A 24,999-nucleotide genomic window follows, 5' to 3' on the forward strand; every position below is an offset into this window, starting at 1 on the left:
AAGCGCCAAATCGGGCCTGAAGGCCCTCCTACGGTTTGGTCAGCGGTTTCGGTGGGTGTGGGTGGTGATCAGGTCGGTGAGCTGGTCGTAGAGGCCTTCCGGGAGGTTGTGGCCCATGCCGGGGATCAGCTCCAGGCGCGCGTCGGGGATGTGCTCCGCCGTGTCCATGCCCCCTTCCACCGGCACCAGCGGGTCGTCCGTGCCGTGGATCACGAGGCTCGGCCGGCGGATGGCCCGCAGCCGGTCGCGGCGGTTGCCGTCGGCGATGATCGCGCCCACGTGGCGCATGATGCCTTCGGGATAGTACGCCCGGTCGTAGGCCTCCTCCGCGTGGGCCCGGATGGTGTCCCGGTCCACCGGATAGCGGGGGCTGCCGATCAGCTCGATGGTGCGGACCGCGTGGGCCACCACCTCCTCGCGGCTGGCATCCGCCGGCCGGGCCTGGAAGATGTGCTGTCGCACCTCCCGGCGGGGCCGCGGCAGCGAGCGGTGGCCGCTGGTGGACATGATGGAGGTCAGCGACTGTACGTGCTCGGCGTGCTTCGCCGCGAGGATCTGGCCGATCATTCCGCCCATGGATACGCCCACGACGTGCGCGCGCTCGATACTCAGCGCATCGAGCAGGCCGACGGCGTCCAGCGCCATGTCGGAGAGTGTGTAGGCCACTTTCTGGCGCATCCCCAGCAGTCCGCGGAACACCACCGTGGGTATGGCCGGGGTGCGCAGGTGGCCGAAGCGGGTCGAGAGCCCGGTGTCGCGGTTGTCGTAGCGGATCACCCGGTAACCTGCGTCGGCGAGCAGCCGGCAGAACGGTTCGCGCCAGGCGAGCAGTTGCATGCCGAGCCCCATGATGAGCAAGATGACCGGGGCATCGGGCGACCCGAACTCGTCGTACTCGATCTCGACTCCGTTGGCATCGGCTCTGGGCATGGGCGGCTCTCTCCGTCTTCGGGCGGCGATGAAGAGTACCCAAAGGCCGGTGGAGCTGCCAGCCCGCGGCGTGGTGCTACACTGCAGCATGGCCATGCCGGCAGACGACGCAGACGACACGCTGGCTTTCCGCCAGCTCGGACCCGCAGACATCCTCGACTCCATCGAGGCGCTGGGTTTCCTCACCGACGGCCGTCTGCTGGCGCTGAACAGCTACGAGAATCGGGTCTATCAGGTGGGCGTCGAGGACGGTCCGCCGCTGGTCGCCAAGTATTACCGCCCGGGCCGCTGGAGCGACGAGGCGATTCTCGAGGAACACGGCTTCGCCGGGGAACTGGCGGACGCCGAGATCCCGGTGGTGGCGCCGATGTCGATCGACGGGCGGACCCTGCACCACGTCGGCGGTTTCCGACTGGCGGTGTACCAGCGCCACGGCGGTCACGCTGCCGAACTCGATGACGCGCGGCTCCTGCGCCAGATCGGCCGCTTCACGGCCCGGCTGCATAACTGCGGTGCGCAGGAGCCCTTCCGACACCGACCGACGCTCGATATCGAGAGCTTCGGCGACGCATCGCGTGAGTTCCTGCTCGACGAAGGCTTCATCCCGGACGAGCTCGCCACCTCCTACGATACGCTGAGCGCCGATCTGCTCGCCCGCGCCGAGCACTGCTTCGAGGCAGCTGGCGAGGTGCGCCACCTGCGGCTGCACGGCGACCTGCATCCCAGTAATCTACTGGTGCGCGACGAGCAGGTGCATATCGTCGACCTGGACGACGCGCGCATGGGTCCCGCCGTGCAGGATCTCTGGATGTTCCTCTCCGGAGACCGGGAGGAGCAGACGCCCCAGCTGGCCGAACTGCTGGCCGGCTACACGGAGTTCCGGCCGTTCGAGGCGCGGGAGCTGCGCCTGATCGAGGCGCTCAGGACGCTGCGCATCATGCACTACGCCGCCTGGCTCGCCCGCCGCTGGGAGGACCCCGCCTTCCGCATCGCCTTCCCCTGGTTCAACACCCAGCGCTACTGGGGCGAGCACATCCTGGCGCTCCGCGAGCAGGCCGCCCTCATGGACGAGGAGCCGCTGCCGTGGACGGAGCCCTGGTAGCCCGGCGCCCGGCTTCCTGCGACGAAATCTTCCGCTTGTTAGCATGGGGCTTTGGCCCTATTCTTCGCGCCCCGGCGGACCCCCAGGGTGAGCCGGGCGCCCATGCCATCCGGAGGTCCCCGCAATGACTGCCATCACGGACTTCGTCCACCACCATTACCGTCACTTCAACAGCGCCGCGCTCGTGGACGCCGCCGACGGCTATCGCCGCCATCTCGATACCGGCGGCAAGATGTTCATGACGCTCGCCGGCGCGATGAGCACCGGCGAGCTCGGCCTGTCGCTGGCCGAAATGATCAGGAAGGACAAGGTGCATTCCATCTGCTGCACCGGCGCCAACCTGGAGGAGGACCTCTTCAACCTGGTGGCCCACGACCACTACGTGCGCATCCCCGGCTACCGGGACCTGACCCCGGAGGACGAGGAGCAGCTGCTCGCACGCCACCTGAACCGGGTGACCGATACCTGCATCCCCGAGGACGAGGCCATCCGGCGCATCGAGCACGCGGTGCTGAAGGAATGGCAGACGGCCGACAAGGCCGGCGAGTCGTACTTCCCCCACGAGTTCCTGTACCGCCTCATTCTGTCAGGCGAGCTGGAAGAGCACTACCAGATCGACCCGGCGGACAGCTGGCTGGTCGAGGCGGCCAAGCGGGACCTGCCCCTGTTCGTGCCCGGCTGGGAGGATTCGACGCTGGGCAACATCTTCGCCTCTCACTGCATCAACGGCGACATCGGCAACGTGCACACGGTGCGCAACGGCATCGAGTACATGATCGCGCTGGCTGGCTGGTACCAGAAGACCTGCGCGGACGCCTCCATCGGCTTCTTCCAGATCGGCGGCGGCATCGCCGGCGATTTCCCCATCTGTGTCGTGCCCATGATCGAGCAGGATCTCGGCAAGGAAGACATCCCCCGCTGGGGCTACTTCTGCCAGATCAGCGACTCCACGACGAGCTACGGCTCCTACTCCGGCGCTGTGCCGAACGAGAAGATTACCTGGGGCAAGCTCTCGGCCGACACGCCGAAGTACATCATCGAGTCGGACGCGACCATCGTCGCGCCGCTCGTCTTCGCCTGCGTCCTGGGTATCTGAGGGCCGCCGATGAGCGAGCAGACCGACGTGCGGGCGCTCCCGGAGAGCGCCGACGCCTGGACCATCGACGACACCGCCGAGTTCTACCGGGTGGAGGTCTGGGGCGACGGGTTCTTCCTGATCGACGACTCGGGCCACGCCGCCGTACGGCCCGACGAGGAGAGCGATATCGCCATCCGCATCGCCGACGTGGTGGCGGACCTCGCCGAGCGCGGCATCCAGCCGCCGGTGCTGCTGCGCTTTCAGGACGTGCTGCGCTCGCGCGTGCGTCGTATCAACGAAGCGTTCCGGCGGGCCATCGAGCGTCACGAATACGAGGGCGAATATCGCAGCGTCTACCCCATCAAGGTCAACCAGCTGCACGAGGTGGTCGAGGAGGTTCTGGACGCCGGCGAGACTTTCGGCCTGGGTCTCGAATGCGGCTCCAAGCCGGAGCTGGTGGCCACGCTGCCCCACCTGACCCGTGACGAGACGCTCCTGATCTGCAACGGCGTGAAGGACGAGAGCATGCTGTCGCTGATCCACGCGGGTCAGCGCCTCGGCAAGAACGTCATCCCGGTCATCGAGAAGTTCGGCGAGTTCGAACAGTGGATGGCACTTACCGCGGCCAGCGGGACCGTGCCCGCGTTCGGCGTCCGCGTGCGGCTGACCACCGCCGGTGCGGGCCGCTGGGCGGAATCCGGCGGCGACCGTTCGAAGTTCGGCGTCTCCATCCCGGAGCTCGTTACGCTGCTCGAACGGCTGCGCGACAGCGGCGGCGAGGAGGCGTTCGTGCTGCTGCACTTCCACGTGGGCAGCCAGGTCTCCGACGTGCAGGTGCTGCGCAGCGCCGTCAAGGAGATCACCCAGGTCTACGCCAAGCTCATCCGCCGCGGCATCGGAATCCGCTACATCGACGTGGGCGGCGGGCTCGGCGTGCGCTACGACGAGGGCGAGGAGAGCGGCATTACCTACAGCCTGCAGGAATACGCCAACGCCGTGGTCTCGGCAGTGCACGACGTATGCGAGGAACAGTCACTGCCCCACCCTACGCTGATATCGGAGAGCGGCCGTGCCATCACGGCACACCACTCGGTGCTGGTCGTCGAATCCCTGGGCAGCTACGGCAAGGACATGATCGCCGACGACTTCAGGCCCGGCGACGAGGACCACGCGCTGGTGCAGAAACTCTACCGGGTGCTGGACCGGCTGCGCCGGCGCACGGCGCAGCGCAAGGCCGGGCCGGCGCTGCTGACCGAGGCCTACCACGAGTGCCGGGACGTGCGCCGGGATGCCGAGGCCAGCTTCCGCCTCGGCTACATGCCGCTGGAGCAGCAGGCACTGATCGAGCGGCTGTTCTGGAGCGCCTGCGCCCTCATCGCCGAGGGGCTGCGCGCCGCCGATTTGGAGCCGCCGCCGGCGGAACTCGGCATGATCGAGGAGGCGCTGGTGGACCAGCACCTGTGCGACTTCTCGGTGTTCCAGTCCATCCTGGACCACTGGGCCATCGGCCAGACCTTCCCGCTGATGCCGCTGGCGCGCCTCGACGAGCGGCCGGAGCGCCGCGCCGTGCTGGTGGACCTCACCTGCGATTCCGACGGCAAGATCCACCACTACGTGACCGCCAACGCGGACAAGACCTACGTGGCGCTGCACGATCCCCGCCCGGGCGAGCGCTACTACATCGGCCTGTTCCTGATGGGCGCGTATCAGGACATCATGGGCGATGCCCACAACCTGTTCGGCCGAGTCGCCGAGGCCCACGTCTACGCGGACGACGAGGAGCCGGGCAACTACTGGGTGGAGAAGATCATCCCGGGCACCCGGGTGCAGGAGATCCTGGGCCAGGTGCAGTACTTCGCCAACGACCTGGAACGGCGCATGAGCGCGCTCGTGCGCGAGAAGATCAACGCCGGCGTGCTGCGCCCGAAGCAGGGCATGGACATCCTCGACGAGTACATCCGCACGTTCTCGCGCTCCACCTACGTGGAACACGAATAATCATGTAGGAGGGGCTTTAGCCCCGATTCATTGCACAATCGGGCCTGAAGGGCCTCCTGCATGGATGTCGACAAAAAAGGCCGCCCGGGGGCGGCCTTTTCGCGTCACGGGGATCGCGCGGAGCGCGAGCCTCGATCAGTAGCGGTCGCGACGCTGGGGTCGGTCCTCGCGCGGGCGCGCCTCGTTCACTCGCATGTTCCGGCCCTGCAGGTCCTGCTCGTTGAGCGCCTCGATGGCTGCCGAGGCAGCACTCGAATCCGGCATCTCGACGAAACCGAACCCTTTGGAACGGCCCGAGAACTTGTCCATGATCACGTTTGCACTGGAGACTTCGCCGTACTCGGAGAAGACTTCGCGGAGGTCGTCGGAGGTCACGCTGTAGGCCAGGTTACCGACATAGATATTCGTCATCTTTCAATCACTCTGCGGTCCGTAGAACAACGCCGTCAGGGCAGCCAGACCGCCGAGCTTCTGACGGAAACCGGGCCGGAGTTCGGCCCGCCAACACTACGCAGGGCGGACCGTGAAAAAGCACGGGATCCCGTCATACGTCGTCGCAGTGTACTCCCGGTGCTGTCGCCACACCAGACTTATTTATCGCCCTCCGGCCCACAATTGCGGCCCGCCCGATCAGCCGTCGGCCGTGAGTCGGCGGATGGCCTCCGCCTCCCGCGCCTCCGGTATCCAGCGACGGGGACTGGCCCGGCGCTCCGCCGGCAGGCCCTGCCACCATCCGTGGCTGGCCAGCGCGGTCTCGGCGAGAGGACGGAAGCTCAGGCCGGCCGCCATCGCGCCATCGTTGGCGAAGTGGAATGATCGGCCCTCGCTGCCCAGCATCGGCGGGAAGATCTCCAGTTCGGCGAGCAGTGCGGGCTCGGGCCAGTGCAGGCGCACGGGCGCCGCCGTCGTCGCCGCGATGCCCCAGAGCATGCCGCGGCGGTCCACCGGTGCCGCGGGACCCGCCGCGTTGAACACGCCGGGGGTGTCGTTCTCCGCCAGCCGCACGATCCACGGGCACAGGTCCCGCGCATCCACCCACTGGATCTCCGCATCCGGCATCGCCGGCGCCAGGATGTCGCCGCCGCGGTGGAGGCGCTCCACCCAGTAGGTGAAGCGATCCGTGGTGTCGCCCGGCCCCACGATATAGGTGGGCCGGACGATGGTCGCCCTGTCGCCGAGCGCCTGCTGCACGATGCGGTCGCATTCGGCCTTCAGCGGACCGTAGGTTTCCGCGGTCACCCGCTCGACCGCCGGATCCTCGAGCTCGGCCAGCGGCCCGTCCACGTCGAATTCCGAAGCCGCCTCGAAATCGTAGACGGCCACGGTGGAGACATACAGGTAACGCCCGACGCGGTCCCGCAGCAGCTCCACGCTGTCACGGACGTGCCGCGGCACATAGCCCGAGTTGTCGATGACCACGTCCCAGGTGCGATCGCCGGCCAGCGCGGCCAGCCCTTCGTCGATGCGCGAGTCCCGGTTGCCGATCAGCTCCTCCACCCGGTCGCCGTAGGCGCCCGGATTGCTGCCGCGGTTGAACATGGTCACCCGATGGCCCCGGGCGAGCGCGTATTCGATCTCGTGCGGGCCGATGAATCCGGTGCCGCCGAGCACGAGGATGTCCAGCGGTCTGGCCGCCGGGCCCGGCTGCGCCATCGCCGCGGCCAGGCCGGACGGTCCGATCGTCAGTCCGAGCCCGACGCCGCCGGCCGCGGCGCCGAGGAATTCCCTTCTCGTCGTCATGCGCTCCCCCTTTTGTGAGACGCGATAGCCGCCGGTCGGCGGCTATTTCTTCTTCTTGGTGGTCCGCCGCGCCGGAGACGTTTCTTCTTCCTCCTCCGTCTCCATCGTCGCTTCGGGCGCCTGGCGCCCGCGCAGCGCCGTGCCAACGGCCTTGCCGAGGAAGCGCTGCACCTGCGCCGAGGTCTCCAGACCCTGGCTGACCCAGGCGTTGAAGAGCTTCGATGCATCGAAATTCTTGATGTCGTTCTCCACCCGCTTCTGCAGCGCGTCCACTGCTTTCTTCTGCAGCCCGCTCACGTCCGGCAGGCCGAGGCTGTCGCGGAACTCCTTCGGCGTCAGGTCGAATTCGAGTTTGATCTTCATGCTGTCTTCCTCCGCGTTGCCGCCCGCTCAGTCCGCCAGGCGATAATTGCGTTCGTCGAAGTGGCGGGTCCGCCACCAGTACTCCGGCGTGTTGCCGGCCCAGTTGTTCGTGATGCGGCCGTGGTCCATGTACCAGCTGCGCCCCACCAGCGCCCAGGCCTTGTGTTCCAGGCGCCGCTGCAGCTTCTCGTTGTACTGTCGCTGGACCTCCTCCAGCACCTCCACCCGCTCGGCGCCCCGCGCGCGCATCAGCTCCAGGCATTCGATGATGTAGCGCACCTGGCACTCGATCATGATGACGATGGAGGAGTGACCGAGGTTGGTATTCGGGCCGTAGGTCATGAACAGGTTGGGGAATCCGGCCACCGTGATGCCGAGGTACGCCTGGGCGCCCCCGCTCCAGGCATCTCGCAATGCCCGGCCGTTCGTGCCGGTGATCTCCATCGGCGCCAGGAATGGATTCGTGCGGAAGCCGGTGGCGAGAATCAGCACGTCCGCCGGAATCTCCCGCCCGTCCCGGGTTCGAACGCCGTTCGGCGTGACCCGCTCGATCCGCTCCGTCACCAGTTCAACGTCGTCCCGGTCCAGTGTCTCGTAGTAATCGTCCGAGAACAGGATGCGCTTGGCGCCGAACGGGTAGTCCGGCACGAGCTTCTCGCGCAGCTCCGGGTCACGGATGGCCTCCTCGAGATACTTCTTCGTCTGACGCCTGCCCCACCACTTGTACAGCCGGTTCAGGCCCATCATCGGATACAGCACCAGCTCGCTCATCAGCCAGATGCGCAGGCGATAGAGACGCTGCAGGAACGGCATGCGCTGGCCCAGCCATTTCTCGAACTCGGTGTACTCCCGGTCGTTCTTCGGCAGCATCCAGTTCGCCGTGCGCTGGAAGACGGTGAGCGAGCGCACCTTCGGCGCGATCGCGGGCACGAACTGCACCGCGCTGGCCGCATTGCCGATGACCGCCACGTCGCGTCCGGTCAGGTCGACGTCGTGGTCCCAGCGGGCGGAGTGGAACGAGGGGCCGGTGAATTCGTCGAGGCCCGGTATCTCCGGCATGAACGGCCGGCTGAGCTGACCGACGCCGGTGACGAAGACGTCGAAGACCTCCTCCGAGCCGTCGCCGAGCGTCAGATGCCAGTGGGCGTGGTCGTCGTCCCAGCGCGCCTTCGCCACCTCGGTGTCGAAGCGGATATGCGGATAAAGCCCGTACTTCGCCGCGCAATGCTCCAGGTAGCGCAGGATCTCGGGCTGGTGGGACCACTTGTGGCTCCAGCGCGGGTTCGGTTCGAAGGAATAGGAATACAGGGCCGAGGGGATGTCGCACTCGGCACCCGGATAGGTGTTGTCGCGCCAGGTGCCGCCGATGGCGTCGGCCTTCTCGAACAGGGTGAAGTCCTCGAAGCCGGCCTCCCGCAGCTTGATGCCCATGCACAGACCGGAGAATCCCGTACCGACTACGGCGATGCGCATGGCACCCCTTCGCTTGCAGGCTGTTCGGTCTCCATAGACCGCCAGTCTACCGAATTCGGCGCCCCGCGATAATGCGTCGCCGCAGGGCAGCTCCAACCTGCGCATGCCATAATGACTGCGTTCAAGCCGCACGAGAGCCTATGGAACTCTTCTACATTCTGCTCGTACTGCTTCTCGTCACCCGCGTCTTCGGCGAGTGCGCCACCCGCTTCGGTCAGCCGGTCCTCGTCGGCGAACTGCTGGGCGGCGTCATCCTCGGCATCGTGGCCACCTCGTTCAGCGACACCTTTCCCGTGCTCGCCGACGTGAATCATAACGAGGTCTTCAAGGCCATCACGGAGCTGGGCATCTTCTTCCTCATGCTGGTGGCCGGCATGGAGATGCGGCCGAAGGACCTCACCGAGGCCTCGAGCTCCGCAGCGGCGGTCGCGATAGGCGGCATGGTCCTGCCGCTTGCGCTCGGCATGGGAATCGCCTGGGTCTGGCTGCCGGAATCCGATTGGCGCTTCGCCCAGACGCTGTTCGTCGGCGTCGCGCTATCGGTGACGGCAGTACCCATCACCATCGCAGCGCTCATGGATCTCGGCAAGCAGGGCACGGCCGTCGGCAAGATCATCGTTTCCGCGGCGGTCTTCGACGACATCATCAGCCTGTTCCTCCTCGCCGTACTCACGGCCCTCCTGCAGACCGGCGGCGGCGTCACCGCGTCGACGTTGCTGTCCCTGGGCGGCAAGGTGCTGCTTTTCTTCGTGCTGGTGACCTTGGCCGGACGCTATCTCATGCCCTTGACGGGACGCCTGACCGAACGCCTGCAGATCGGCCATATCGAATTCAGCCTGCTCATGGCCTGGGGCTTCGGGCTGGCACTTCTCGCCGAGCAGCTCGGCATGCATTTCATCCTCGGTGCCTACGCGGCAGGGCTGTTCTTCAAGCGGGAAACCATCGACCCGGAGATACACGAGGAACTCTTCGAGCGTACCCGCACCTTCACGGCCGGGTTTCTCGCACCGATATTCTTCGCCTCCATCGGCATGGCTATCGACCTGGCGGCCATCACGGCCGTGCCCGGATTCCTGCTGGCACTGATCGCCGTCGCGTTCGTCGGCAAACTGGCGGGCGCAGGGCTCGCTGCCAGGATGACCGGCCTCTCCAACCGGGAGTCTCTCGCCGCCGGAGTCGGCATGAACGCGAGAGGTGCCGTCGAGCTGATCGTGGCGGGGATCGCGCTCGAGGCCGGGTTGTTCTCCCATCCGGAGCCGGTGCCGGAAATCGTAGGCAGCCTGTTCTCGGCCATCGTGATCATGGCCATCGTGACCACGGTACTCTCGCCGATCTGGCTGCGCTTCCTGCTGGGCAATCGCGACAACGGGTGAGGCGGCGTCCGGCGACTCAGCGCGGGCACTCCTCATTGCGAATCTCGATCAGCGCCCGCATGCGCGCGGCATAGCGTTCCTGCTCCTCGACGAAGAGACGGCGCCCGAGGCTCCACGCTTGCGCCCGCAGCTCGGCGCTGCGGCGCCGGCTGAGGGCGATCAGCGCAGCGCGCTCGTCGGCGGCCCCGCCGGCCTCTTCTTCCAGCGTCGCGCGCAACACGGCGAGATCGTGGTCGTCGCCGAGGAGATCGCTCAGGCGTTTCGTCTCCTTGTAGCGCGCCTTGGTCACCTTCGGCCAGATCGGCGTCAGCAGCCGCAGATGGTAGCGGTGGTACTTCACCCGCTTGCGCCACTCGTGGAAGTCGCGTGACGTGCCGTCGTCTGCCGCCGACGCCATCGCCCTGCGAGCCCGCTTGTAGGTCTTCGCAAGACCCGCCTCGAGCGCGTCCGCCCCGCCCGAATCGAGCCGCCAGCCTTCGATGCGTGCCAGCGCCTCCGGCAGCTCGGCGCGAATCAAGTCGATCTTCTCCCTCGCATCGCGCTCCTCCGTCATGGTCTCGCGCCGCTTGCCGAGCCATGCATCGATGCCGGCGTAGGCGTCCTCGTCCAGATCGTCCGCGTAATGCTCCATCAGGGCGGCGACGGATTCCTGCATCGAGGTGGCATCGCGCAGAGCGGAGAGTTCGCCGGCCAGATCCCGGAACCAGGCGTTTTCGGCGGCGTAGTCGGGGAAGTCCGGCCGCACCAGCCGGATGAGACCGCGGATCTTCTTGCAGCGTTTGCGGAACTCGTGCACCGCCTCGTGCAGGTCGTCGTCCGCGCCCTCCAGATCCTCTATCGCCTTCGCGACCTGTTCGCTGGCCACACGTTTCAGGAATTCCCCGGTGGTTTCGTTTCCGAGCAGCCGGTAGGCCATAGGCGGGTTCTCCATCGCTCACGTTCACCCGACTGTGGCATACCGCCGCAGCAGCGATAAATACGGGGAAGCCGGCCCGCCCGCGGCACGATCCGTCTGTCCCCGCTATCATTGGGCGGCCACCGACGCGGATCCCCGACCCTGACTTCACCGGAACCCGGAAACCAGAGCGTAACTTCACCCGATGCCGTCTCCCCCGAGCGCAGCGGCTTCCGCTGGGTGATGCTGGCCGGCGTGTCGCTGCTGTACGGCTGCTTCGGCCTGCTGATGGCGGCCACAGCGGCGCTGGTCACGCCCATCCGCGTCGACCTCGGTCTGTCCGGCGCGGCGATGGGCACTATCCTCGGTGCCTGGCAGTTCGTGTATCTCTTCACGGCCATCCCGGCGGGTTCGCTGCTCGACCGCTTCGGACTCAGGCCCTGCCTGCTGGCCGCCGCCCTGATCCTGGCCGCCTCGGCAGCGCTGCGGGCGCTCGCCGATGACTACTGGACCCTGCTGATTGCGATGATGGTCTACGGCGTCGGCGGCCCGCTGATCTCCATCGGGGCCCCGAAACTCGTGCGCCGCTGGTTCGACGACGCTTCCCGCGGCTTCGCGATGGGCATCTATACCTCCAGCACCGCCATCGGCAGCATCCTCGGCCTCATCCTCAGCAACGCCGTGCTGATGCCCCTGGTGGACTATCGCTGGCGCACCGTCTTCCTGATCTATGCCGCGGTCCTGCTGGCGGCTGCGCTCATCTGGTTCGCCATCATGACGCGGCCCACCAGCCGTCTCGGCCAGCGCCGCAGCCCGGGTGAGGCGATGATCGACGTGAGCCTGGTGGCCGAACTCGTTCGTTATCCCTCGGTGCGCAACGTGCTGCTGCTGGCAGCCGGCGTCTTCCTGTTCGCCCACTCCATGGGGGCCTGGCTGCCGGAGACCGTCCATTCGCTGGGCTACAGCCTGGCCGCCGCCGGCGCCTGGTCGGCCGTGCCGGTGGCCGTCGGCATCGTCGCCACGCTCGTCATCCCCCGCCTGGCGATAGGCCCGCGCCGGGCCACGCTGTTCGCGCTGCTCTGCGTTGTCGGCGCCATATCCCTGCTCGGCCTCTACAGCGAGTCCCGGGCGCTGATGACCACCAGCCTGGTGCTGCAGGGCATCTCCCGCAGCTGCATCTTCCCCATCGCCATGCTGCTGCTCATGGAGAGCCGGCGCATCAACAGCGACAACATGGGCGCGGCCGGCGGCCTGTTCTTCACGGCCGCCCAGGTCGGCGGCGTGCTGGGCCCGGTGCTCTTCGGCGTGCTGGTGGACGCCACCGGCGACTATCGCTATCCGCTGTGGTCCCTCGCGGCCGTGTGCATCGCGATGGCGGTGTGGGTGCGGCGGCTGCGGTGATGCGGCGGTGCCATCTGATATATTCCGGACCTCACCTCAGACGGAGCGCCAGGAGGCCACGTGAGCGTTTCGAAGATAATTGAAGCGATTGAGCAGGCGATCCTCATCCTGATCGTGATCATGACCGTCGGTGCGGTAATGATCGAACTGGCAACCGTATGGAACAATCGCACCATAGCGATTGCAGACATCCTACTTCTGTTTCTCTATACCGAGGTCATCTCGATGGTCGGCGTCTTTTACCGGAGCCGACAGATACCGGTGCTATACCCGCTGTTCATCGCTATCACGGCCCTGTCCCGGCTCATTGTCCTGCAGAGCAAGGATATGGCGCCCGAAACCATCCTGTTCGAGGCCGGGGCGATCTTCATCCTGGGTCTCGCAGCTCTTGCACTGCAATCGACAGTCGTGAAGGCGCAATCGATCGGCGACGAACCTCGCGCTCCCGACTGATTGCGGATTCAGAGCCGATAGATAGCCGATAGAAAGCCGATAACGTTGGACGCCCTCCAGCTCCTGATCGATCTGCACAGGGACAGCCGGCGCCAGGGCCCGGGCGGCGACGCCGAAACCCGTCTTGCCGTCGTCCTTTCCGGCCTGAAGGGAACCGCGGACCTGAGGATCGCGGACATCGGATGCGGTACCGGCGCCGCCACGCTCGTGCTGGCCGAAGAACTCGACGCAGACATCACGGCCGTCGATTTGCTGCCGGAGTTCCTGGCCGGACTCGAGGATGCGGCTGAGCGCGCCGGAGTCGCCGATCGCATCACGACACTTTCCGCCTCCATGGAGTCGCTGCCCTTCGATGAAGCCGCGTACGACGCCATCTGGGCCGAGGGCGCCATCTACAACATGGGCTTCACCGCCGGAGTCCAGGCGTGGCGCGCATATCTGAAGCCGAACGGCATCCTCGCGGTATCGGAACTGACCTGGCTGACCGGCCGCCGCCCCGAAGAGCTGGAGAGGCACTGGGAGCACGAATACCCCGAGGTGGACACGGCCTCGGGAAAGATGGCCGTCCTCGAGCGCCTCGGCTTCTCGCCGATCGGGTATTTCCCGCTAGCCGAGCACTGCTGGCTCGACAACTACTATAGGCCGATGCAGACGCGCTTCCCGGCCTTTCTGGATCGGCACGATAATTCGGAGGCGGCAAGGGCGGTGGTGGCCGCCGAGGAAACCGAGATCTCGCTGTACGAACGCCACAAGGCCTTCGTCAGCTATGGTTACTACGTCGCGCGGAAGGTGGATGGGTGATTTGCCAGCGCCACCGGCGGGCTGTCGCTCGGCGCCTCAGAGCGGTTCCGCCCGTCCCTCTGCGCCGTGTTCGCCCAGGTTGCCGTAGCGGTGGTAGTTGTCGCTGATGCTCTGCTCGCGCAGGTACCAGATCAGCTCGATGCGGCCTTCGGCCAGCACCGGCGTGCGCACGATGTAGACGCCGGTCCTGGCGGACGCCCGCAACAGCGCCTCCGGCACCCGATCCGGGCGCGCGTAGCGTAGCCGGCCCACGGTGCCGGCGCGCATCATCCGCACCAGGTCCTCGTCGGACTCGCGCACGAACTCGATGCCGCCTGCCCAGGACTCCGTCAGCGTCTCCAGCCGCTCCACCACGGTGCTGTCCGTACCCGGCGGCACGCTTACGACGGCTCTCGCCCCGACCACGTGCGCCGCGACCGCACGGGCGTAGATCTCGAATACGCTGTCGTCGGGATGCACGCGGATGCGCACCACCGGCACCGGCAGGTAACGGCGGATATTGTCCTGCCCGAGCAGCCGGAAGTGGTCGTGCTCGCGGCCGAATTCCTCGCGGTAATTGCGTTGGTAGCTCGAACAGGCGCGGATGAGCCGGTCGACCTCGTGGTCGGGGAACGACGAGCTGCCGCGTACGTCCGCAAGCGCCTGCTGGAACTGCGCCACCGGACCCTCCGTCACGGCCGTCTCTTCGAGGTCCCTGTCCTTGAAATCCATCAGCTGGGCCACGTAGTTCGGTCCGCCCGCCTTTATGCCGGGGCCGAAGGCCGACTTGCCGAAGCCGCCGAAGGGCTGGCGCAGCACCACCGCGCCGGTGGTCACCCGGTTCACGTACAGATTGCCTGCGGCTATGGCGTCCTTCCACTCGGCCTGCTCGCGATCGTCCAGGCTCTCGATGCCGGAGGTCAGCCCGTAACCGGTCTGGTTCACGAACTCGATGGCCTGGTCGAGGTCACGGGCCATCATCACCGCCAGCACCGGCCCGAAGAACTCGGTCATGTGGGTGTAGCTGCCCGGCGTCACGCCGTATTTCACTCCCGGTGACCAGAGCTGCGGGTTGTCGGGATCCAGGCCGGGTTCCACCGCCCATTCCTCGCCGGGTTCCAGCGTGGTCAGTGCACGGTGCAGGTCCTCGCCCGGCGGTGTCACCAGGGGACCCACCCTCGTGCGCCGGTCCCACGCGGGCCCCACCGGCAGACTCTCCACCGCATCGCTCAGCATGCGCCGGAATTCCTCGTCGGCGTAGACCTCCTCCTCCAGCACCAGCAGGCTCGTCGCCGAGCACTTCTGGCCGCTGTGGCTGAACGCCGAGTGCAGGATGTTCGCGACCGCCTGGTCCCGGTCGGCCATGGCGGTAACAATCGTCGCGTCCTTGCCGCCGGTCTCGGCCATGAGGTTCATGTCGGGGCGCGCGTCCAGCATGGTGAGCGCCGTGTCCGTGCCGCCGGTCAGGATGACGGCATCCACCCGCGCATCGGCGACGAGCTGCGCGCCCACGTCCGAGCCCCGGCAGGGCATGAACTGCAGCGCCTCTTTCGGAACGCCGGCGGCCCAGAAGGCCTGCGCCAGTTCCCAGGCCACCAGCACGGTGGCCGAGGCCGGCTTCAGGATGACGCAGTTGCCGGCGGCGAGCGCGGAAGCCACGCCGCCGCAGGGGATGGCGATGGGGAAATTCCAGGGGGGCACCACGGCCACCACGCCCTTCGGCTGCGCTTCCACCCCCGGCAGGCGATGGAAGTACAGCGCGCTGCGCCGGTAGAACTCCACGAAGTCGATGGCCTCGCTGACCTCCGGGTCCGACTCGGGGATGGTCTTGCCGCCGTCCGCCATGGCGGCACCGATCAGGCGTGAGCGGGCCAGCCGCAGATTCTCGGCCACCTCGCCGAGTATCGCGCAGCGCTCCTCCGGCGAGCGTGACCGCCAGCCGGCCGGATCCGCCTCGGCGCAGGCGAGCGCGTCCTCGAGGTCGGTCGCCGTGGCGTCCGGGTAGCACGCCGCCACCTCGCCGGGGCGGGACGGGTCGCGGCATTCCTTGCGGGCGCGATCGCCGCGCCGCTCCTCGCCGGCGATCACCAGCGGCAGTTCCATGGACGCATCGCCGCGCACCGCCGACCACTCCTCGATCAGCGTCTTCGCCCACTCTACGTTCTGGGGCAGCGAGAAGTCGGTGTCGGGCTCGTTGGTGAACGTGGCGAGCTCCGGCGCCGCGGTCACCGGCCCCCGCTCCTCGATGCGGCGGTCCTGGGTGCGGCGCGGCCCGTCGGACAGGGTGTCGATCAGCAGGAACGAGGCCAGGAACTGCTGCTCCAGCTCCTGCCATTCCTCGCTGCCCACTTCGATGCGGAAGGAATGGGCCAGGAAGTTGTCCGGGCCGGTGTTCTCGTCGAGCCGGCGCACCAGGTAGCCGATGGCGTGGATGAAGTCCTCGCCCTTCGTGGCCGGCGCGTACAGGAGCAGATTCTCGGTGAGCTCGTTCAGGGCCCGGCGCTGGTGATTGGCCATGCCCTCCAGCATCTCGAACTGCACCCGGCTGAGCGCGCCCTCGCGGGCGGCGAGGATCAGCGCGTAGGCCACGTCGAACAGGTTGTGGGAGGCGACGCCGAGATGCACGGCCACCAGGCTCTCCGGGACCATGCCCTCGTGCAGCATGCGCTTGAAGTTGGCATCCACCTCGGCCTTGGTCTTGTACGGCGCCTGGGGCCAGCCGCGGATGGAGGCCTCCACCCGCTCCATCTCGAGGTTCGCGCCCTTCACCAGCCGGATGGTCACCGGCGCGCCGCCGGCCGCCACCCGTCGCCGCGCCCAGCTGTTGATACGCTTCTGCACGAGGTATGAATCCGGGATGTAGGCCTGCAGCGCGATGCCGGCACCCGTCTGCTCGAGGCCCGGGCGCTCCAGTGCGCGCATGAACGCCTCCGAGGTGACGCTCATGTCCCGGTACTCTTCCATGTCCAGGTAGACGAACTTGGGCACCTCGGTGCCGTCGCTGCGGGTGAAGCGCCGCGCCGCGGCCTCCCGATAGAGTGTCTCCAGCCGATCGCTCAGCACCTCCACGGTGTTCTCGAAGGCGAGCGAGGAGACCTGGGAATAGATGGTGGAGGCCTTCACCGAGATGCATTCGATCTCGGGCCTGGCCAGCGCCGCCAGATAGCCGGCGACCCGTGCCTTCGCCGCCTCCTCGCCGAGCAGCGCCTCGCCGAGGAAATTCACGTTCATGCGCAGGCCGGTCTTCTGCCGGGCCTGGAGATGCTTCGGCAGCACGTCCTCCTCGGCGGGCAGGATCACATTGGCCGTCTCCTGGCGCATCTTGTCCTGCACCAGCGGCACGGCGACGCCGGGCAGCCAGCCGCCGAAGGACTGGAAGCCACGCAGCATCGCGCGGTCGAAGGGCGTGAAGAACCGGGGCACGCCCTGCACGTCAAGTATATGGGTCAATTGATCGACCGCGCGGCGCGCGCGGTGCGAGCGCATGGACTGGTCGGTCATCTGCATCAGCGTCGCCTTGTCGTGAGGCGAGGCCATCATGCGGGCGAGTTCGTGCTGCTGCTTGCGCTCGGCCGGGGTCTGCAGCTCCGTCGCGCGGCGCTGGAGCAGACGTGCGAGCGCCACCGCCTGCTGGGCAAGCGCTGGCGCTTCCGCGTTCTCGTCGAACGGCAGATCCGCCAGCAGGGTCGAGAGGTCGCTCGTCAGTGGCTGCGCGGATTTGCCGGCCATGTCACACCCTCGTCGCGCTCCTAGTCGCCGCCGATCTCCAGCTCGCCGATGTGGTAGCGGAAGCCGAGGCCGAACAGGAGGACGTTGTAGTCATACGGGTCGGCGCCGAAGGTCAGCACCGTCGGCAGAGTCGTCGGCTCCAGGCCGGCGATGGCCCAGTCCTCGGTGGAGAAGTTCTCGTAGCGCACCTCCGCGCTCCACTCCATCCGCTCGGACGAGCGCCAGGCCAGCTCCAGGCGCACGGAATCCAGCGTGGACTCGAGGTCCGGGAAGAAGCTGTTGTCGACACTGATGATCGTGGTGCCGAGGGCGCGGCTGTAGTCGAACGTCAGTTCGATGTTCTCGGTCAGCTCCGCGGCCCTGAGGCCGAAACCGAAGGTGGTGAACTCGTCCTGGTGCAGCGCCTGCCAGTCGGGGATACCGAAGGCCTCGCTGCCTACCTGATCGGACTCGATCTCCTGATAGCCCGCATGCAGATACAGCGACGCTTTCTCCGTGGCCGACCAGCTCATGTCGCCCGCGATGCGCATGTCGGTGCTCTCGCGCAGCCCGAGCAGCGACTTCGTGTAGCTGTCCTCGGCATAGAACGCCGTGCCCGCGAACGAGATCGGCTTCTCCGGCACCGTCGCGATGGCGGTCACCTCGCCGAACTCGCGATAACGATACGCCAGGTGATACTTCCGGAGCAGCGGATTCTGTCCGAAGCCGGCCGCAAGACCGGTATCGTAGCCGTCGGCCTCGCGCTCGGCGACGCCGCCCTTGGCGCTCAGTTCGAACCAGCCGCTGGGCCGCCAGGCGAGCTTGCCCCAGCCGGTATCCTCGTCCTGGGACTCCACCTCCTGGAAGGTGCGGTCGATGGTGTAGCGCTCCACGCCCGCGGCCACCGTCAGGCTGTCCAGCAGGTCGTAGTCGCCGCTCAGGGAGAAGCGGGACCGCTCGAAACTGTAGGGCGTGTTCGTCTCGGCGTCGTTCGTCGGAAACAGATCCGTGATCACCCGGGTCCAGGTGAACTGCGGCGTCTGGTTGTCACGCTCGTCGTAGTGCCAGGCGAAGCGAACGCTCGCCTTCGGCAGCGGGCGGGAGGTGACCGTGAGGCCCAGCTTGGTCGTGTCCACCTCCGCATCGAGCGAGCGCGTCGGCAGCGCCGGCGACTGCAGATTGCCATTGATGGTGTAGGGCAACAGGTAGTCGTCCTGCTCGCCCCGTCCCAGCGCGGCGACAAAGCTCGCCGTGGTCGCGTAGTCCACCCAGGCGTAACTGGCGGACAGGCTCACCTGCTGGAACTTGCTGTCGGCGGGCTCGCCGTTCCTGCCCTGATCCACACCGGTGAAGGGATTATCCCAGGTGAGGCCGACGCCCTGATTCTGGAAGAACGAGCCGTAGTAGGCCAGCGTCACCTGGCCGGCGCCCAGGCTGTAGCGTGCGCCCAGGTCCACCTCGTCGGTGGAGTAGTCGAACGGGCGCGGCAGGTACACCGCATTGGTGAACAGCGAACCCGTCGAGATGGCGGTGCCATCCTGCTCCTGCCGCCGGTAGTCGGCGAACAGCCGCAGGCGCGGCGACGGCAGGTACTCGCCGCCCACCGTCAGGATTTGGCGGTCGCTCTCGATGTTCTGTCCGCGCAACGCGCCGGGCAGTGCCGTCATGCCGTCGGTACTGAACGCGTCCACCCAGCCGGAGGGCAGCGTGAGCAGACTGTCGCCGCTCTGGACGTAGGGCGTCACCGTCGTGTCGAATACCCGCTCCGGGATCTCCCGGTAGCCGAGGTCGAAACCGAAGGTGCCCTGGCGGCCGCCTTCCAGGCCGAACACCCGCGAGTCGAGGCCCAGATCCTCCGCCATCCACTTGAGCTGATAGCCGTCGCCGGCGTAGCGGCCCCGGCCGTCGAGGTTCGGATAGACGCCGGACTCGTCGTAGCCGGTGTAGTTACCGTGGCGGAACGCATCGTCGCTCACGTTCGTGGCGCCCACCTCCGTGTCGGCGGTATAGCCTTGCTCGAACGGGCAGCGTTCGCATTTCCACGAACTGGTGTCCGGTGCGGCAAGCGCCGGTCCGCCGGGGACCGAGAGCGCCAGCAGGGTCGCGAGGGCCGGCGCGAGGGTTTGTATTCTGGAGAGCTTGCTCATCACGTCACCGCATCAACTTGGATCCCGAAGGATGATTGGAACCGTGCACCTGGGTGTGGCAGTTCAGACAGTTCTGGCCCAGCAGCAGGCGTGAAGGTGTGCCGCCCGGCAGACCGTCCGGCGTGCTCGTGACGCTCGGGTGGCCGGCCTGGGAGTGACAGCTCTGGCAGAGCATCGGCCCGCGCAGGCTGACCATGCCCGGGTGGCTCGAGCCGTGGGGCTCGTGGCAGTTGGTGCAGTCCTCGGACACCGGGGCATGCTCCCAGATGAACGGGCCGCGGGTCTCCGCATGGCACTGCCAGCAGGTGTCGTTCACCGTCTGGCGCGCCATCTGCAGCTCCGCGGTGGTGCCGTGCGGGCTGTGGCAGGACGTGCAGTCCATCTTGCCTTCGTCCAGCGGATGGGCGTAGGGCTTCTTCGCCGCGATCTCCTGGGTGCGGTGGCAGTCGTAGCACACCTGCGCCTGGGAGGAAGTGGCGAGCACCGGGTCGTCCGGCTTGTGCGAGCTGTGACAGTCCGCGCAGGCGACCTCGTTGGCGTCGTGGGGCGTGCCGTGCCAGGTGACGGGCACCGTGGACTCGTGGCAGCCGAGGCACATGGCGTTCTGCTTCTCCACCGGCGCGGCCTTCTCGTCGGAGCCGAAGTAGACCACCGGCGGGCGCGGGTCGCCCCGACGCACGCGCCCGGTGTGCTCGCCGCCCGGCCCGTGACAGGCCTCGCACTGAAGCTGGTTGTGCCCGAACGGGCTGCGCTCGTCGGTGGGCACGCCGTGGGGCGTGCGGAACACCCCCAGGGTCTCCTGGTCGCGGTGACACCTGAGACAGGTATCGGCGCCGTCGCGGCTGTATTCGGGTTCGGCGCCGGCTTCGTCCTGCGCGGACGATAACGACGGAAACGCCAGTACCGTGCCCAGGACGGCCAGGCGGATGAGGATGGATGCTTTCATTGCGTTACGTCTCTGCGGCTGCGGGTTGCGAGGGCAGCGGGCATCGGGAACCGGGGGCGCCCGTCACCGGACGCCCCCGCTCCGTCAGTTGAACTGGAACTCGCCGACGCCGTGGACCTCGCCCACGTCAGCCGAGCGGCCGGGGCCGTGGCAGACGTTGCAGGTCTCGACGCCGGAGGAGATCAGCGTGGAATCCGCCGCCTTCGTCGCGTTGAAGTCGCCGCCGTTCTGCACCATGTGCTCGCGAGCCAGATCGCTCGTGTGGCAGCTGGAGCAGACCGAGCTGTTCGGCGAGACGACCACGTCGTCGATCGGCGTCGCCGGGTCGTTGGCGTCGACCGTCGTGCCCAGGATCTCGCCCGGATCCACCGGATAGTAGGCATCCGGCTCGTGGCAACCCTCGCAGTTGTTCAGCCTGCCCGGGTAGACCACGTCGAAGTACGGATGATCGCTGTTACCAAAACCGCACACACCAATGTTGCCGGCATGGATACCATGGATCATGTTCTTCAGATCGATCGACTGATCATCCGTGCCGAGCACCGTCACGCAGTCCGAATCGGCGACACGACGATTGATATCGGTGGCGTTCGGATTGTGGCAGGTTGCGCAGACTTCCGGCACGTCCGTGCGGTTGTTGCCGTGCAGCGAGAGCTGCTTGTGGCACTCGTCGCACTTCTCGATAGCCACTGCGTTGCGCCGCGGCACGGCGTCGACCCCGTCGATACCGAAGTAGTCGATGGCGTTGGTCACCGGCACGCGATCCGTGTAGTTGCCGTCGCCGTCGAAGTCGCCCGCAGGATGGCCCTCGATGGCCACCGCCAGTGTCTGCGAGCCGCCGAGACCCGCAGGGATCGGTGTGGAGGCAGCGACCGTGTAGATGCCGTCGCCGTCCGCGTCGGTGCCCGTGCCGCACCCGACGTCCGCACCGAGAGCGTTCAGGCTTATCGGCGAGGCGTTCTGGTTACCGTTGTCGCTGTTGGTGAAGTCGTCCGTAGTCCAGGCGATCAACACCTCGAGACGGCTGGCCCGGTTGCCGCAGTTGGTGAAGGCGGGATCCGTGTCCAGATCGTAGGGCGTGCCACTCGGGTCGGTGATCGAGTAATCGACCTCCACCAGCCCGCCGGTCACGACGTTACGCACGGCCTCGATGTTGTAGACGAAATCGTCGCTCGCCTCGAGCGCCGGAATCTTGTGGATCTCGGCCGTGCGCACCAGCTCGCCTTCCGGATTCGTCGTATTCGAATTCGGCCCATGGCAATCCAGGCACTGCGAATCGTCCACGAAGTTGATACCCGGCGGATGCTCGCCTTCCTCGATGGCCCAGTCGTCGTCGGCATCGCCGGCGCCGTCCACGTCGTAGTGACAGGTGCCGCAGGCGGCGCGGTTGGCGACCAGTCGCCAGTTGCTGGCCTCCGGCGTATCCGCATCGCTCTCCTCATGACACGTCTGGCAGTTACGCACGTCCTGAGTGAACTCGATGTCGGAGTAGTCATGAACCGTATCGCGGAAACCGATCACCACGTAGCCGTCCCGGCCGACATGGATGTTGTGGATCATCCTCTTCATGTCCACGGAATTGCCGGTGTTGCCGTCGATGGACGACGGGTTGTGGCAGGTCACGCAGTAGGTAACGTCCGTTCGGGGACCGCCGTGAAATTCGAGGATGTCATGACAGGCGTTACACGTATCGTTGTCCACCACGTCGTAGGTGAACGTCGGCGCGCCGCCCGCCGGCACGAAGTTGAAGATGCCGTTCGACGAGATCGGCGCCTGTCCGCGGATCTCGATGCCGAGACGGTGGGTCTTGGTGGCATCGAAGGCCGGGCCCGCCGGATAGGCGGTCAGCGCCTGCGCGAACGTATAGGTATAGGTGCCGTCGCTGTTGTCGGTGAACGTGCCGGCGGTCGCCGTCTCGGTCGTCGCCTGGACGTTCGGCACACCGCCGTCGTCGCGGGTCACGTAGCTCTGCCACTCGGCGGAGCGGCCGCTGCCGGCCGGCGGCGGTGACAGCTGCGCCAGCACGAAGCGGATATCGCCCGCCGGCAGTCCCGTGAGGCCGCGGGTCAGATCATCGGTGAGGCGCAGCTCCACGGTGGGCGCGCCGCCACCCGCGGGGACGGTGACCTCGGTGACCTCGATGTTGATCCGCTCGGCGCTGTCGACAGGCACTGTATTGGAAGACGGCGGAGCTGACGGCCCCGGTGGTCCCGAGGTACCCGGTTCACCCTGCGGGCCCTGCGGACCGGGTGCGCCGTCGTCGCCCTCGCATCCCCACATCAGGAATGCCGAGAACAGGATGACTGCAAGGCGGCTTGCAGTGCTGTTGATGCCTTTCATCGCTACCGTCCCCTATGCTGCATTGAGTGGCACACGAATGCGTGCCAACTACTGGTTTGGCGCGTCCTTTCTAACAGATGGATACCGGCGCTTTCATACCGGGATATACCTATAGGTGTTGCAGCCATGACACGGTGCGCAGGCTGCGGAATCGCACACCCCGGAATATTCCTGTGGCAGAATCGCCACATTTGGTCACATTCGGCCGGTCGCCGGTCCGGCCACGGCGCGACTTACGAGGAAACCGCCCACAATGAGATACGCAGACGACCTCGCCGACTGGCTGGAGCAACTGTTCCGCACGATTGACGACACCGACGCGGACGCCTTCGTGCAGTTCATGACGTCGGACTGCACCTACCGCTTCGGCTCGACCGCGCCGCTCAGGGGCCACGCGGCCATCCGAGAAGCGACCGTCGGGTTCTTCGCCACGATCGCCGGGCTCAGCCACCGCCTGCACCGCAGCTGGCAGGACGAGGACAGCGTCGTCTGCGAGGGCTCGGTCACCTATCGACGGCTCGACGGCAGCGAGATCACCCTGCCCTTCTGCAACGTCTTCGTGCTGAGCGACGGCCTGATCCAGCGCTACAGCATCTACGCCGACCTCAATCCGCTGTACGCTGACTGAAGCCCCGGCGGATGCACCGCCGGGAACCCTGCCGGCAGATTCGAACGACGGACGATATCGACATGGATGGCGCCCAGGTCAGAGAACTCCTGCGCCCCGGAGCTTTCCCGCACCCGGTCGGCGACCTGCGGCTGATCGAGACCCACATCTCCTGGGTCGTCCTGACCGGGGATTACGCCTACAAGATAAAGAAACCGGTGGAGATGGGCTTCCTCGACTTCTCCAGCCCGGAATCCCGCCGCCATTTCTGCCGCGAGGAGCTGCGCCTGAACCGCCGCCTTGCGCCGGAGCTCTACCTGGATGTGGCGGAGATCACCCGGGACGATGGCGGGGCGGCGATAGACGGCGACGGCGAGGTAATCGATTACGCCGTGCGCATGCGCCAGTTCGACCAGTGGCGCCTGGCCAGCCGCACGGCCGCCGAGGGCCGGCTCACACCGGCCCGCTGCCGCGACATAGGGCGCACCATCGCCGGGTTCCACAACGGCCTGGAGCCCGTCCGCCCGGACGCGCCGGACGGTCCCGGCACGCCGGACGCCATCTTCGCGGCCGCCCGGCAGAACTTCCGCCAGATCGACGACGCCCTGCCGCCGGAGACGGCCCGGCAGGTGCTGCGGCAGCTCGAGGAAGCGGCCCTGGCGGACTTCGGCCGCGTCGAGCCGCTCATGCAGCGACGGCTGGCCGACGGTTTCGTGCGCGAATGCCACGGCGACCTGCACCTCGACAACATCGTGCTGATGGACGACCGGGTGCTCGCCTTCGACTGCATCGAGTTCAACCCGGACTTCCGCCTCATCGACATCCAGTGCGAGATCGGCTTCGTGGTCATGGACCTCGACAGCCGGGAGCTGCCCGGTCTGGCCAACCGGGTGCTGAACACCTGGCTCGAGTACACCGGCGACTATACCGGCCTCGCCCTGCACGCGTTCTATGACGTCTACCTGGCCATGGTGCGGGCCAAGATCAGTCTCATCTCGGCGCTGGCCGGCGGCGAACGGGAGCCCGACCTGGCGGCCTACCGGCGTTACCTCGCCCTGGCGGCCGCGGGCCGGCGCCGCGTGCCCGGCTTCCTGTGCCTGATGATGGGCGTCTCCGGCAGCGGCAAATCGACGGTCGCCGAGACGCTGGCGGCAAGGTTCTCGGCCATCCGGCTGCGCTCCGACGTGGAACGCAAGCGGCTGTTCGGCCTGGCCCCGGACGCCGACAGCGCCGCGGAAGGGCTGGAGGAGGAACTCTACTGCGCCCGGACCAGCGACCGGGTATTTGCGCGGCTGGCCGAACTCGCCGACGATCTGCTGTCCGCCGGCCTGCCGGTCGTGGTCGACGCCACCTTCATCGAGCAGCAGCGCCGGGAGCCTTTCCGGCAGCTCGCCGCGCGGCACGGCTTGCCGCTGCTGATCGTCCACTGCACGGCGGACGAGGCCGAGCTGGAGCGCCGCCTGACTGCCCGCAGCCGCGAGAGCCGGGAAGCTTCCGAGGCCGGGGTGGCCGTCATGCGCGGCCAGCTCGGCGTGCTGGAGCCGCCGACGGCGGAGGAGATCGACCACGTGCTGGTCGTCGACACGCAGTCGCCGGATCACGAACAGCGTCTGGCCAGCGCGGTCGAACGGCGCATCACCAGACGTACGGAAGGCTAGACTACAC

The 24,999-nt window shown here is 67.2% G+C and carries 19 protein-coding genes; 9 read left to right on the forward strand and 10 right to left on the reverse strand.

Going from position 1 to position 24,999, the window contains the following annotated elements:
- Positions 1-39: 39 nt before the first annotated feature.
- Positions 40-930 (reverse strand): alpha/beta fold hydrolase, encoded by an 891-nt coding sequence (locus tag ACJMKZ_RS03970; RefSeq protein ID WP_405231902.1) that lies wholly within the window; start codon positions 928-930, stop codon positions 40-42.
- Between the two features lie 94 nt (positions 931-1,024).
- On the opposite strand from ACJMKZ_RS03970, the gene ACJMKZ_RS03975 reads away from it, so the two are divergent.
- The 3 genes from ACJMKZ_RS03975 (at position 1,025) to speA (ending at position 5,108) form a co-directional block, all read left to right on the forward strand.
- A complete protein-coding gene (locus ACJMKZ_RS03975; protein WP_405233130.1) occupies positions 1,025-2,032 on the forward strand; it encodes a serine/threonine protein kinase in 1,008 nt (335 codons plus the stop codon).
- 124 nt (positions 2,033-2,156) lie between these two features.
- Complete coding sequence (locus ACJMKZ_RS03980) at positions 2,157-3,128, forward strand: deoxyhypusine synthase family protein (protein ID WP_405231903.1); 972 nt, start codon at positions 2,157-2,159, stop codon at positions 3,126-3,128.
- A 9-nt stretch (positions 3,129-3,137) separates the two neighbouring features.
- Entirely contained in the window at positions 3,138-5,108 is a 1,971-nt protein-coding gene (gene speA, locus ACJMKZ_RS03985) for a biosynthetic arginine decarboxylase (protein WP_405231904.1), read from the forward strand.
- A gap of 135 nt (positions 5,109-5,243) precedes the next feature.
- Here speA and ACJMKZ_RS03990 read toward each other — a convergent pair whose 3' ends face one another.
- From ACJMKZ_RS03990 to ACJMKZ_RS04005, 4 genes are all read right to left on the reverse strand, one after another.
- A complete protein-coding gene (locus ACJMKZ_RS03990; RefSeq protein WP_405231905.1) occupies positions 5,244-5,519 on the reverse strand; it encodes an RNA recognition motif domain-containing protein in 276 nt (91 codons plus the stop codon).
- Between the two features lie 219 nt (positions 5,520-5,738).
- Entirely contained in the window at positions 5,739-6,848 is a 1,110-nt protein-coding gene (locus tag ACJMKZ_RS03995) for an NAD-dependent epimerase/dehydratase family protein (protein ID WP_405231906.1), read from the reverse strand.
- A gap of 42 nt (positions 6,849-6,890) precedes the next feature.
- Positions 6,891-7,211, reverse strand: coding sequence for a DUF6489 family protein (locus ACJMKZ_RS04000; protein ID WP_405231907.1), 321 nt, complete (start codon positions 7,209-7,211; stop codon positions 6,891-6,893).
- 27 nt (positions 7,212-7,238) lie between these two features.
- Positions 7,239-8,684 carry a flavin-containing monooxygenase gene (locus ACJMKZ_RS04005; RefSeq protein ID WP_405231908.1) on the reverse strand — a complete coding sequence of 482 codons (1,446 nt, stop codon included), beginning with the start codon at positions 8,682-8,684 and terminating at the stop codon, positions 7,239-7,241.
- A gap of 140 nt (positions 8,685-8,824) precedes the next feature.
- On the opposite strand from ACJMKZ_RS04005, the gene ACJMKZ_RS04010 reads away from it, so the two are divergent.
- The gene (locus ACJMKZ_RS04010) at positions 8,825-10,057 is read left to right on the forward strand and encodes a cation:proton antiporter (RefSeq protein ID WP_405231909.1); all 1,233 of its coding nucleotides are present in this window, start codon (positions 8,825-8,827) and stop codon (positions 10,055-10,057) included.
- A gap of 16 nt (positions 10,058-10,073) precedes the next feature.
- Here ACJMKZ_RS04010 and ACJMKZ_RS04015 read toward each other — a convergent pair whose 3' ends face one another.
- Positions 10,074-10,988: a CHAD domain-containing protein gene (locus ACJMKZ_RS04015; protein ID WP_405231910.1), complete on the reverse strand. Its 915-nt coding sequence runs from the start codon at positions 10,986-10,988 to the stop codon at positions 10,074-10,076.
- Positions 10,989-11,195: 207 nt separating this feature from the next.
- Between ACJMKZ_RS04015 and ACJMKZ_RS04020 the strand changes: the two genes are divergently transcribed.
- The 3 genes from ACJMKZ_RS04020 to ACJMKZ_RS04030 are packed head-to-tail and all read left to right on the forward strand — an operon-like array spanning position 11,196 to position 13,607.
- Complete coding sequence (locus ACJMKZ_RS04020; protein ID WP_405233131.1) at positions 11,196-12,353, forward strand: MFS transporter; 1,158 nt, start codon at positions 11,196-11,198, stop codon at positions 12,351-12,353.
- 60 nt (positions 12,354-12,413) lie between these two features.
- Positions 12,414-12,806, forward strand: a complete 393-nt coding sequence (locus tag ACJMKZ_RS04025; protein ID WP_405231911.1) for a phosphate-starvation-inducible protein PsiE — start codon at positions 12,414-12,416, stop codon at positions 12,804-12,806.
- A gap of 45 nt (positions 12,807-12,851) precedes the next feature.
- Positions 12,852-13,607 carry an SAM-dependent methyltransferase gene (locus ACJMKZ_RS04030; protein ID WP_405231912.1) on the forward strand — a complete coding sequence of 252 codons (756 nt, stop codon included), beginning with the start codon at positions 12,852-12,854 and terminating at the stop codon, positions 13,605-13,607.
- A 36-nt stretch (positions 13,608-13,643) separates the two neighbouring features.
- Here the strand turns inward: ACJMKZ_RS04030 and ACJMKZ_RS04035 are convergent, their stop codons facing one another.
- The 4 genes from ACJMKZ_RS04035 to ACJMKZ_RS04050 form a co-directional block, all read right to left on the reverse strand.
- A complete protein-coding gene (locus ACJMKZ_RS04035; protein WP_405231913.1) occupies positions 13,644-17,315 on the reverse strand; it encodes a bifunctional proline dehydrogenase/L-glutamate gamma-semialdehyde dehydrogenase in 3,672 nt (1,223 codons plus the stop codon).
- A gap of 20 nt (positions 17,316-17,335) precedes the next feature.
- Positions 17,336-19,441 (reverse strand): MtrB/PioB family decaheme-associated outer membrane protein, encoded by a 2,106-nt coding sequence (locus tag ACJMKZ_RS04040; protein WP_405231914.1) that lies wholly within the window; start codon positions 19,439-19,441, stop codon positions 17,336-17,338.
- A 4-nt stretch (positions 19,442-19,445) separates the two neighbouring features.
- A complete protein-coding gene (locus tag ACJMKZ_RS04045; protein WP_405231915.1) occupies positions 19,446-20,387 on the reverse strand; it encodes a DmsE family decaheme c-type cytochrome in 942 nt (313 codons plus the stop codon).
- 84 nt (positions 20,388-20,471) lie between these two features.
- Positions 20,472-22,727, reverse strand: coding sequence for an OmcA/MtrC family decaheme c-type cytochrome (locus tag ACJMKZ_RS04050; protein WP_405231916.1), 2,256 nt, complete (start codon positions 22,725-22,727; stop codon positions 20,472-20,474).
- A gap of 253 nt (positions 22,728-22,980) precedes the next feature.
- Between ACJMKZ_RS04050 and ACJMKZ_RS04055 the strand changes: the two genes are divergently transcribed.
- Positions 22,981-23,355: a nuclear transport factor 2 family protein gene (locus ACJMKZ_RS04055; RefSeq protein ID WP_405231917.1), complete on the forward strand. Its 375-nt coding sequence runs from the start codon at positions 22,981-22,983 to the stop codon at positions 23,353-23,355.
- 62 nt (positions 23,356-23,417) lie between these two features.
- Entirely contained in the window at positions 23,418-24,992 is a 1,575-nt protein-coding gene (locus tag ACJMKZ_RS04060; protein WP_405231918.1) for a bifunctional aminoglycoside phosphotransferase/ATP-binding protein, read from the forward strand.
- Positions 24,993-24,999 lie beyond the last annotated feature (7 nt).

It is taken from the genome of Lentisalinibacter salinarum, from assembly GCF_040706555.1.
GTDB lineage: Bacteria > Pseudomonadota > Gammaproteobacteria > Steroidobacterales > Woeseiaceae > Lentisalinibacter > Lentisalinibacter salinarum.

Coding starts and splice junctions, on each gene's coding strand:
- ACJMKZ_RS03980 (WP_405231903.1), top strand. CDS start 2,157: ATGACTGCCATCACGGACTTCGTCCACCACCATTACCGTCACTTCAAC.
- speA (WP_405231904.1), top strand. CDS start 3,138: ATGAGCGAGCAGACCGACGTGCGGGCGCTCCCGGAGAGCGCCGACGCC.
- ACJMKZ_RS04045 (WP_405231915.1), bottom strand. CDS start 20,387: ATGAAAGCATCCATCCTCATCCGCCTGGCCGTCCTGGGCACGGTACTG.
- ACJMKZ_RS03970 (WP_405231902.1), bottom strand. CDS start 930: ATGCCCAGAGCCGATGCCAACGGAGTCGAGATCGAGTACGACGAGTTC.
- ACJMKZ_RS04055 (WP_405231917.1), top strand. CDS start 22,981: ATGAGATACGCAGACGACCTCGCCGACTGGCTGGAGCAACTGTTCCGC.
- ACJMKZ_RS04015 (WP_405231910.1), bottom strand. CDS start 10,988: ATGGAGAACCCGCCTATGGCCTACCGGCTGCTCGGAAACGAAACCACC.
- ACJMKZ_RS03995 (WP_405231906.1), bottom strand. CDS start 6,848: ATGACGACGAGAAGGGAATTCCTCGGCGCCGCGGCCGGCGGCGTCGGG.
- ACJMKZ_RS04005 (WP_405231908.1), bottom strand. CDS start 8,684: ATGCGCATCGCCGTAGTCGGTACGGGATTCTCCGGTCTGTGCATGGGC.
- ACJMKZ_RS03975 (WP_405233130.1), top strand. CDS start 1,025: ATGCCGGCAGACGACGCAGACGACACGCTGGCTTTCCGCCAGCTCGGA.
- ACJMKZ_RS04035 (WP_405231913.1), bottom strand. CDS start 17,315: ATGGCCGGCAAATCCGCGCAGCCACTGACGAGCGACCTCTCGACCCTG.
- ACJMKZ_RS04060 (WP_405231918.1), top strand. CDS start 23,418: ATGGATGGCGCCCAGGTCAGAGAACTCCTGCGCCCCGGAGCTTTCCCG.
- ACJMKZ_RS03990 (WP_405231905.1), bottom strand. CDS start 5,519: ATGACGAATATCTATGTCGGTAACCTGGCCTACAGCGTGACCTCCGAC.
- ACJMKZ_RS04010 (WP_405231909.1), top strand. CDS start 8,825: ATGGAACTCTTCTACATTCTGCTCGTACTGCTTCTCGTCACCCGCGTC.
- ACJMKZ_RS04020 (WP_405233131.1), top strand. CDS start 11,196: ATGCTGGCCGGCGTGTCGCTGCTGTACGGCTGCTTCGGCCTGCTGATG.
- ACJMKZ_RS04050 (WP_405231916.1), bottom strand. CDS start 22,727: ATGAAAGGCATCAACAGCACTGCAAGCCGCCTTGCAGTCATCCTGTTC.
- ACJMKZ_RS04000 (WP_405231907.1), bottom strand. CDS start 7,211: ATGAAGATCAAACTCGAATTCGACCTGACGCCGAAGGAGTTCCGCGAC.
- ACJMKZ_RS04040 (WP_405231914.1), bottom strand. CDS start 19,441: ATGAGCAAGCTCTCCAGAATACAAACCCTCGCGCCGGCCCTCGCGACC.